General features: G+C 49.6%; 10 protein-coding genes. 3 read left to right on the forward strand and 7 right to left on the reverse strand.

Going from position 1 to position 7910, the window contains the following annotated elements; all coding sequences use genetic code 11:
• Positions 1 to 1309 (reverse strand): sensor histidine kinase (locus tag IQ235_RS12770; protein ID WP_264321838.1); only part of this gene is annotated, 1309 nt, incomplete at its 3' end.
• A 265-nt stretch (positions 1310 to 1574) separates the two neighbouring features.
• On the opposite strand from IQ235_RS12770, the gene IQ235_RS12775 reads away from it, so the two are divergent.
• Positions 1575 to 1895, forward strand: a complete 321-nt coding sequence (locus IQ235_RS12775; RefSeq protein WP_264321839.1) for a DUF3155 domain-containing protein — start codon at positions 1575 to 1577, stop codon at positions 1893 to 1895.
• Between the two features lie 244 nt (positions 1896 to 2139).
• Here IQ235_RS12775 and IQ235_RS12780 read toward each other — a convergent pair whose 3' ends face one another.
• Positions 2140 to 2676, reverse strand: coding sequence for a cofactor assembly of complex C subunit B (locus tag IQ235_RS12780; RefSeq protein ID WP_264321840.1), 537 nt, complete (start codon positions 2674 to 2676; stop codon positions 2140 to 2142).
• A gap of 265 nt (positions 2677 to 2941) precedes the next feature.
• Here IQ235_RS12780 and IQ235_RS12785 point away from each other — a divergent pair, with 265 nt between their 5' ends.
• The gene (locus IQ235_RS12785) at positions 2942 to 3724 is read left to right on the forward strand and encodes an energy-coupling factor ABC transporter ATP-binding protein (RefSeq protein WP_264321841.1); all 783 of its coding nucleotides are present in this window, start codon (positions 2942 to 2944) and stop codon (positions 3722 to 3724) included.
• Between the two features lie 38 nt (positions 3725 to 3762).
• On the opposite strand, the gene IQ235_RS12790 is transcribed toward IQ235_RS12785, so the two are convergent.
• A complete protein-coding gene (locus IQ235_RS12790) occupies positions 3763 to 4521 on the reverse strand; it encodes a response regulator transcription factor (protein WP_264321842.1) in 759 nt (252 codons plus the stop codon).
• 233 nt (positions 4522 to 4754) lie between these two features.
• Between IQ235_RS12790 and IQ235_RS12795 the strand changes: the two genes are divergently transcribed.
• Positions 4755 to 5009: a DUF6761 family protein gene (locus tag IQ235_RS12795; protein ID WP_264321843.1), complete on the forward strand. Its 255-nt coding sequence runs from the start codon at positions 4755 to 4757 to the stop codon at positions 5007 to 5009.
• An 83-nt stretch (positions 5010 to 5092) separates the two neighbouring features.
• Here the strand turns inward: IQ235_RS12795 and IQ235_RS12800 are convergent, their stop codons facing one another.
• The 4 genes from IQ235_RS12800 to IQ235_RS12815 all read right to left on the reverse strand — a co-directional run.
• Positions 5093 to 5278 (reverse strand): PCP reductase family protein, encoded by a 186-nt coding sequence (locus IQ235_RS12800; RefSeq protein ID WP_264321844.1) that lies wholly within the window; start codon positions 5276 to 5278, stop codon positions 5093 to 5095.
• A 226-nt stretch (positions 5279 to 5504) separates the two neighbouring features.
• Entirely contained in the window at positions 5505 to 6077 is a 573-nt protein-coding gene (locus IQ235_RS12805; RefSeq protein WP_264321845.1) for a nucleotidyltransferase substrate binding protein, read from the reverse strand.
• Positions 6055 to 6930 carry an alpha/beta fold hydrolase gene (locus tag IQ235_RS12810; RefSeq protein WP_264321846.1) on the reverse strand — a complete coding sequence of 292 codons (876 nt, stop codon included), beginning with the start codon at positions 6928 to 6930 and terminating at the stop codon, positions 6055 to 6057. The genes IQ235_RS12805 and IQ235_RS12810 overlap by 23 nt, the downstream gene beginning before the upstream one ends.
• A 22-nt stretch (positions 6931 to 6952) precedes the next feature.
• Positions 6953 to 7910 (reverse strand): WD40 repeat domain-containing protein (locus IQ235_RS12815; RefSeq protein WP_264321847.1); only part of this gene is annotated, 958 nt, incomplete at its 5' end.

Below are 7910 nucleotides of genomic sequence, written 5' to 3' on the forward strand. Positions count from 1 at the left end.
AAGCTTGACTCACAGGTAGTCTAACCACAAACGTCGTCCCCCGAGAGAGAGAAGCCGGAAAGTTGGGATTGGGCCAGGGGTGGCGAGGAGGGCTGAAAACCTCGATGCTGCCCCCCATCTGCGTCAGAGAATTTTGGACGATCGCTAATCCCAAACCGGTGCCGGGAATATCCCCTTGAGCCTGGACCCCTCGATATCGGCGCTCAAACAGGTGTTCTAGGTCTTCGGGGGGAATTCCCAGCCCCGTATCGCTGATGGCAAGAAGGAGGCTTCTCGTGCTAAATGGGGCATCTTCCGTGCCTGCTTCCATACCCGCTTCAATACAGATACAGCCACCGGCAGGGGTATATTTCAAGGCATTATCGATTAAATTATCTACTACTTCTCGCAACGCGAGGGGATTAGCCCGTACGAGGGGTAAATCCAGGGGAACGCGATCGTACAACTGTAACTGCCGATCGTCTGCAATTGCCCGTGCCGAGGCGATCGCCGGTTCCAAAATCGACGCGAGCGCAATCGATTCGACTCGATCGCCTGCTGCTGGTAAGGAGATGGGTTCTTCTGCAGGGGTGACAACGGTGGCAATCTCGCGAACCTCACCCGGTAGCAGTCGTCCTGCAGGGGATTCATCCATCACCCGATCGAACTGTTGCAGCAATTCTTGGATGTGCTCGCTTTCCCGAAGAATATTCTGGACGAAATTTTGGCTGGTATCTCCAGGTTTGAGGCGCTTGAGCAGTAACTTCCCAAAAATTTTTAACGCACTGAGGGGATTGCGAAGCTGGTGCAGTAGATTATCAAATAGATCCCGTTGACGATCGTGAAGCTGTTGCTGTTGCCCGTAGCTATCTTTCCACCATTGCGCTCGTCGATCGAGAATGCACGCCAGAGCGAGGGTACGCGCCACACCCTCAATTTGCTCCCGTTCGCGGTCGATCCACGGTCGATCTTGGCGACGGGTCACCAGAAACCCCAAAATTGCCTCTTCATGGGTCAGAGGTCGCACGATTTGATACCCTTCAAGCCAGACTCGACGCTCTTCATCTGGACGATCGAAGTCGTCTGTACTCAAGGCTCGATCGAGAGAAGCCGGTAGCAATAACGCGGCTTCTAGGCTGTGGTGCTTTCCTTGCGGTAGTTCGATCGCTTCGCGATGTTCGGACCAATGGGTACCCGTTTCAGGTTCGATGGCAACCGGCACGAATTTTCCCGCCTCTCCATCGAAGGGTCGATCGGAAAGATATACCACACTTGATGCCGCGCCCAGTCCTCTGGTTAGAAAACAGACTTGTTCGCGACACAACGCCATAAATTCCGAGCTTGTGGGAGTGAACATGAAGCTAAAATGTAGCCATTTGCCAACATTATTAATTTTTGTAAATAGCTAATAGGAGCTAACACGGGACTCAAAAACTGAAAACGCCGATCTAGTATACATTTTGGTCGCGTCAACCCCTTCAAGCAATCGATTAAGAGATGTTGAAATTTTGGTTTCAATCTGATATATTTGCCGCGTGTTTTGTAACGATAACTACAACCTGTCGGCAATAAAATTAAAGAGGAGGTAGGTTACTTTGGCAAGGAGACGTAAGCGCAAAAGTCGTCGTCGTCAAGAAGGACGTAGAATTCTAGAGCTGGTGCCTCAATATAGTATCGAAAGCGGTGAAGATAAACCAGTCACAGCTGCTCGAAAGTATATCAAATCTGAGGGCATCGCTCCACCAGCTTTATTGCTGGTTAAGCGCAACGAACATACGACAGATCGCTATTTTTGGGCGGAAAAAGGCTTATTTGGAGCGCAATACGTGGAAGAAAATCACTTTCTCTTTCCCAGTTTGAGGATTGCGATCGAAGAAGTTTCTGACGCGCCTCCCATCGCTGTTGGGAGCCATTGAAATTTCGAGAGTTGTCTCGCTTCTAAATTTTGGGTCTGAGAGAGTCGCCCCACTTTGAATGTTGTTCGCAAAAGTGGGGCGAATTTTTTTTTTTGAGAAATTTATCTCAACGACATGGTGGAAAACTAGACCGTGTTGAAATTTGGCTGTCAAACCCGCACGAAGACGGGATTTTATCTGTGCGATCGCGTACTATCGAGCGATACTGCGAGTCAAGGCTTCGGGCATGAAACGTTAATAGAACTTAGTCTTCGATCGGTCGCAATGAGAGTGCTTGCTTGAGGTTGGCGAGTTCGTCTCGATGACCTCGAACGGTGACCTGAGTTTGAGGAGTGGCATTTCCAGCATCTAGGGCTTCGATTTTAAGGGAAACTCGTTCTAAACGATCGGCTTTTCGCCAATAAAAAATTCCTGCCAAGGGAGACAGCGCCACCAACCCGACAGCGACTCCAGCCAACTGGGGGGCGAGGATCGAGACAATGGGCATCGCACACGACAAGCCAACGGCCGCCAACAGCGTCAAGAAAATCGCCATAAACCAACTCGGGCGCACGTTGCCTTCAAAAATCGCTCGTTCGGTTTCGGGTTCGACTTTTGCGAGTCGGTAAGCTCTGTGGGTAAAATACTCCTGCAACTGGGCAGCAAGGGAGGCTTCTGTTTGCGGGCTTCGGAGGATCGTCTGCTCGGTTCGATCTTTTGCTGAAGCGCGGATAAAGAAAAATAAACCGATTCCTAACAAAACAGTTGGAATCAAAATGGAGGAGAGAACGGGATTGTTCATGGAGTTATCGCGCTGTGCGCTCGGAATTGGGTCATGGGGAAAAGAGGGAAAAAAGGTCAAAAGACCATTTAAGTTTTGGAATTTTACTTCATCGGCATCGGCTTGACATAATTTTACAATTTTCTGCGTGAGGTGAGTTCCGTCATTGGCTCTCTCGCACCCTACTTGTTGAGGGACGATCGCCTACGATCGCCCCCACAGACTCCCGAAACGACCATCTTCAAGGGAGTTTAGGTCGCTTCTGGCCTCGTTCGCGTCTCAAATCATGACCCCAGAAAAGAAACAGGACACCGCCCATCACCAAACATCCCCCAAGCTCAGGCTAAAGGAGGTGAGTTTCGTTTTGCCCATCGATTCGCGTTCTCTACTTGAAGGGATATCCATCGATATCTTCTCCGGCGACCGCCTCGCGATCGTCGGTTCCTCGGGCGCTGGGAAAACTCTGCTATTGCGGCTGATGAACCGACTCGAGGAACCGACAAAAGGCGCGATCGACTTTGTAGGGCGAGACATTCGCCAAATTTTTCCCCAACAGTTGCGCCGTTCGATCGTTTTGGTTCCCCAAGAATCGAAGTTACTGGGAATGACGGTTGCCCAAACCCTGGCTTACCCTCTCACGCTGATGGGTCTGAAGCCACCAGAAATTCAACAGCGGGTAGACCGGTGGTGCGCTCGACTGCATATTTCCTCAGAGTGGATGAGCCGCAATGAAATGCAGCTTTCAGTAGGACAGCGACAGCTCGTGGCGATCGCTCGGGCATTGGTGATGCAACCCCAAGTATTACTTCTTGACGAACCCACTTCAGCTCTCGATCGAGGACGCAGCAATTATTTACTTGAAGTCTTAAAGGAACTGAGTGTAGCTGATTCGATGGCGATCGTCATGACCAATCACCAACTCGATGTTGCACGGGACTTTAGCTCCCGAGTCTTGTATCTCCAGGATGGAAAAGTGGAACAAAATAGCTTGGCTTCGGAGGTAAATTGGATCGCATTGCAGGAGGCCTTAGCACGCGCGGAGCTTCAAGCTGCTCGAGAATGGGATTGACAAAGCCCCTCGCCGCCAGAAAAACTCCGGAAGCACCCTCAAATTCGGGAAAGTTGTTGATGTTGGGGAACTGCCTCGGTGGATGGGGAAGACATCAACAGTTGAGCAGAACTGGTTCTATCTAAGTGAAATCGATATCCGACATTGCGAACGGTCTGAATTAAACTGGGTTGTCGGGGATCGGTTTCGATTTTTTTGCGCAGGGAAAGGACGTGAGTATCGATAGTGCGGGGATTATCGATGGCATCGGGCCAAGCTCGTTTTAACAGTTCCGATCGACTCAGTGGAGAACCCCCAGCTTGAGCGAGGACGTAGAGCAAGCTAAATTCTTGAGGCGTAAGATCGATATGTTCTTCTTTCACGCGCACCCGACGCTGTACCAAATCGGTTTTGACCGGACCGTATTCTAAGGAAGCTGGAGGCGTCATCGTTCGAGAGCGTCGCAGTAATGCTTCTACCCTCGCGAGAAATTCCTGCATTCCGAAGGGTTTGGTAATATAGTCATCGGCTCCGGATTTGAGTCCGGCCACGATTTCTGCTTCGGCATTTCTGGCTGAGAGCATGAGCACCAGGGATTGCTTCTGTTGCCCGAGCCAGCGGCAAAATTCTAGCCCATCACCATCGGGCAGATCGGAATCCAAAACAACCAGAATCGGCTGGCGGTTATGAAAGACTTCTCGGGCATGACGAATATCCGCTGATTGAACGACTCCGTAGTTTGCTTGCTGTAAGTGCCAGCCTAAAAGCGATCTCAGTTGAGGATTACCCTCAACGATTTGAATGTATACCGATCCCACAAGACTTTACCTTCCTTTGCGTCCGTGGCTATAAGGTTAACAGAGCCGACCCGGTTTGTTTTGTAAAGCCTGATACCCCCTCAAAAGACTTGATATTCGGTCGATCCCAAGAACGAAGTTCTTGATTTTGCGTCACTCGACACTCTCGGACTCGAAAGTTCCCGCTACAATAGATAAAAGTGCGCAATTTTACATAAATCCCCTGGCACTTTGTTGAGTTCCATTGTCCGATTGTGCTCCAAGACACCGAAACCATCCGCCATTATCAAAAGCTAACCGATATCTTTGTCAATTTTTGGGATCGCGGTTATCGAACTGATGACCTGAGAATGTACTTAGATGGCTACTTGGCAGCTTTGCGGCAAGCCAACGCGCTCGAATATCACTTAATCCATCGCCTAGAGGAAGATGCGACTCGCTTCCTATACGATCGATCCAATTTTGAAACACCAATGCCGCAACCCGAGTCCGACTACGGTTACTACTAAAACGCTTTAGATTCTCGAACCCATTAGATTTCCACGCCCAAGGGCGATCGCCCTTCCCCCGCTGCGATCGCCCTTTAATTATTTTACTGACCGAAAGACTGTCTGGCTTCCTCGACAATGTCAACCGTCACCTGTTCCGATTGGGAGCGACGTGCTAATTCTTCAATTTGCGTTCTAGCTCGAGCGCGTGCGAAGAAAGGAATATTTCTGAGTTTAGCTCGAGCTTCAGAAGTCCATTGAAGTTCGTTTGTTAATTCAGAATCTAACATTTTTAACACCCAGATCTTATTGCTTTTAGGAGAATTATAACTTCTAGCTTAAATCTCGGGTTTGCTGGATCTCTATTTTCGCAATAAAACTTAGATTTTATTTAGAATGTTAAACTTTTGAATTCTTTAGACGATATTTAGAAAATTCCTATTTTTTCGTCACTCTAACATCACAAAAAGTCAAGAGTTGATTCCGATCGTTTTAACGATGGTCGCAGCAAAAATCTCAATAAGAATTCGCTCGTTCTACCCAATCTTTAATTCCTTTTTGAGTTGGTTGACCTCCAGTGGTAAACGTCCAAACCGATCGCTTTCCTTGCAAGCCGTAGCTAATATGAATGGGTCGCTCTTTACCGTAAAAATAGAGAGAGTCAAATGGCAACTTTTGAGATAGTATCCAGTCCACCACTTGACGAGAATTGAGGTCGATAATTAAAAAGTCACAAGCAGCACCAAGTTTCTGACAATAGTATTTTCCTTTAGTATTGCGCTCGAAAGCCATATGTCGATCGAGTCGAGGCGCAATTCGACCGTTTTTTATGCCCGTAATCGGATCTTTCTTTTCCAAATAGCGTTTTAGAGTTTTCGAGCAAAATCCATAGGTGAGCTTAAACCGATCGATTCCAAAACGATCGATAATCGGATCGACAATAAATTGATTGAGTTTCTCCAGAGCTGGGATGGTTTCCTCCACATTCTCTGGAAACGGATAAATGCGATCGGCGTATTTTTGATAAGTTTGGGTACAGGTACAAAAGTCCTCTAGGGTGAGGTATTTACCCAACTCTACTCGATTCATAGCAATCCCTTAAAATAGCGCGTAGGCGATCGGCAAGAATGTCGGGTTGTTCCACCATTGCCAGATGACCGCATTCGGGAATTTCAATCACATTCTCTCCTCCATGCTGAAATAAGTGATGGAAGCTTGCCAAATGACGGACGTATTTAGGGTCCATAATCGAGTCGTTCGCGCCAGCAACAAAGTAGACGGGCTGTTGCAAACGCGATACGATTTGCGGTAGTTGGTGGACTTCCGTTTCTGTGGTGGAATCGAGCAGCGCTCGCAAAGCGGCTTGGGGATGGGCGGTGACAAAATCCACCAGACGCTGCCGCGCCCAGTGACGCTCGATGGGACGAGCGACGCTGGCGCGAACGAATAATAGTTCGAGCAACGGCAAACGGCACAGCCAGCGCGGACGAAGCTTCACAATTTGAGTGCCCGCAGCGCGAAACTTCTCGAATTCTTCCTTTAAATAGATGCCGCCCCCCGCATTGACGCAAACCACTCCTTCAAACCGTCCATCGAGTTGATGCGCGCCCCACAAGGCGATCGTGCCCCCCAAAGAATGACCCACCAGCCAAGCCCTGTCAATGTCCAAACCCTCGAGCAAAACGGCTAAATCTGATGCATAAGCCGCTGGAGTATAGCGACAATGGGAATGGGGAGGACGATCTCGATCGGGTTGAGAATCGCCAAATCCCCTCAGATCGTAGCAAAGACATTGATAGTGAGGGGACAACCGTTCGATTAATGGTTGCCAGTAGCGACGACTCAGCAGCCATCCGTGTAAGAACACGAGGGTGGGTTTGGATGAGGTCGGAGGGCTTAATTCGTAGGTATGTTTGACTCCCAGGATCTCAATAGTCGGCATAAATTTTATCGTATCTCGTGCCTCAGTTTGAGGCTCGACCGCACTGACCGTCTGGAGCGACGTTCGCCTCGCACCGCCAGAGTTTTATCGTGCCATCTTGAGAGGCACTGACCAACACTTGACCTTTGCGATCGAAGGCAACTGCATTTACTCCTCTAGCATGACCGATGAGGGTCTGTTCGGGCAAGTCCCGAGGGGAATTTTGCCCGGCGGGCAAATTCCAGAGTTTCACCGTGGCATCGCGACTCCCTGCCGCAAGAATTGTCCCGTCTGGATGGAGAGCGATCGCAGAAATTGCAAGGCTGCGATCGCCGAGGGTCTGCTGCAAACTCCCGGTTTTCAAATTCCACAATTTCACAGTCCCATCCCAACTGCCACCGATGATGGTACAACCGTCAGTCAAGATCGCCACAGCATAAACAGCACCTCCAGCATTGACGATCGTTCGTAACAGTTCCCCAGTTCCCAGATGCCAAATTTTGACGGTTCCATCAAGGCTGGCGGTGGCGCATCGGCGACTCTGAGAGTCGATCGCCGCGGCCGTTACCGGTTGGGAATGACTAGCAAGAATTTGCAACAGTTCGCCGGTTTTTAAGTTCCACCGTTTGACGGTTCGATCTCGACTGCCACTGACTAAGATTTTGCGATCGGATGTCACGGCAAGGGTGGTAACGATGTTTTGATGACCTGCAAATATGCGAGTGGGGGTGGAGGCGAACTCGGTGGGTGTGACTCGTTCCCATACCCGAATACGACCATCGGTGCTGCCGCTTATCAGCGCGCAACTCTCGGGATCGATCGCCATTGACAAGACCCCTCGGTCGCCATCACTTAGAGTCTGGTGCAGTTCTCCCGTCTCGATGTGCCAAATTTGAATGTTGCCGTCCCAATTTCCGGTGGCTAAAATTTGGCTTTGCGATCCAAAGATGGCAGATGTTATCTCAGTACTAGAACAAGTTGCCGTTTGTAGAGTGCGATCG

This window comes from Zarconia navalis LEGE 11467 (genome assembly GCF_015207075.1).
Classification (GTDB): Bacteria; Cyanobacteriota; Cyanobacteriia; order Cyanobacteriales; family Geitlerinemataceae; genus Zarconia; species Zarconia navalis.

Bases quoted from the DNA above. Each gene is read 5' to 3' on its own strand.
- IQ235_RS12780 (WP_264321840.1), bottom strand. From the start codon at position 2,676: ATGAACAATCCCGTTCTCTCCTCCATTTTGATTCCAACTGTTTTGTTA.
- IQ235_RS12785 (WP_264321841.1), top strand. From the start codon at position 2,942: ATGACCCCAGAAAAGAAACAGGACACCGCCCATCACCAAACATCCCCC.
- IQ235_RS12800 (WP_264321844.1), bottom strand. From the start codon at position 5,278: ATGTTAGATTCTGAATTAACAAACGAACTTCAATGGACTTCTGAAGCT.
- IQ235_RS12805 (WP_264321845.1), bottom strand. From the start codon at position 6,077: ATGAATCGAGTAGAGTTGGGTAAATACCTCACCCTAGAGGACTTTTGT.
- IQ235_RS12810 (WP_264321846.1), bottom strand. From the start codon at position 6,930: ATGCCGACTATTGAGATCCTGGGAGTCAAACATACCTACGAATTAAGC.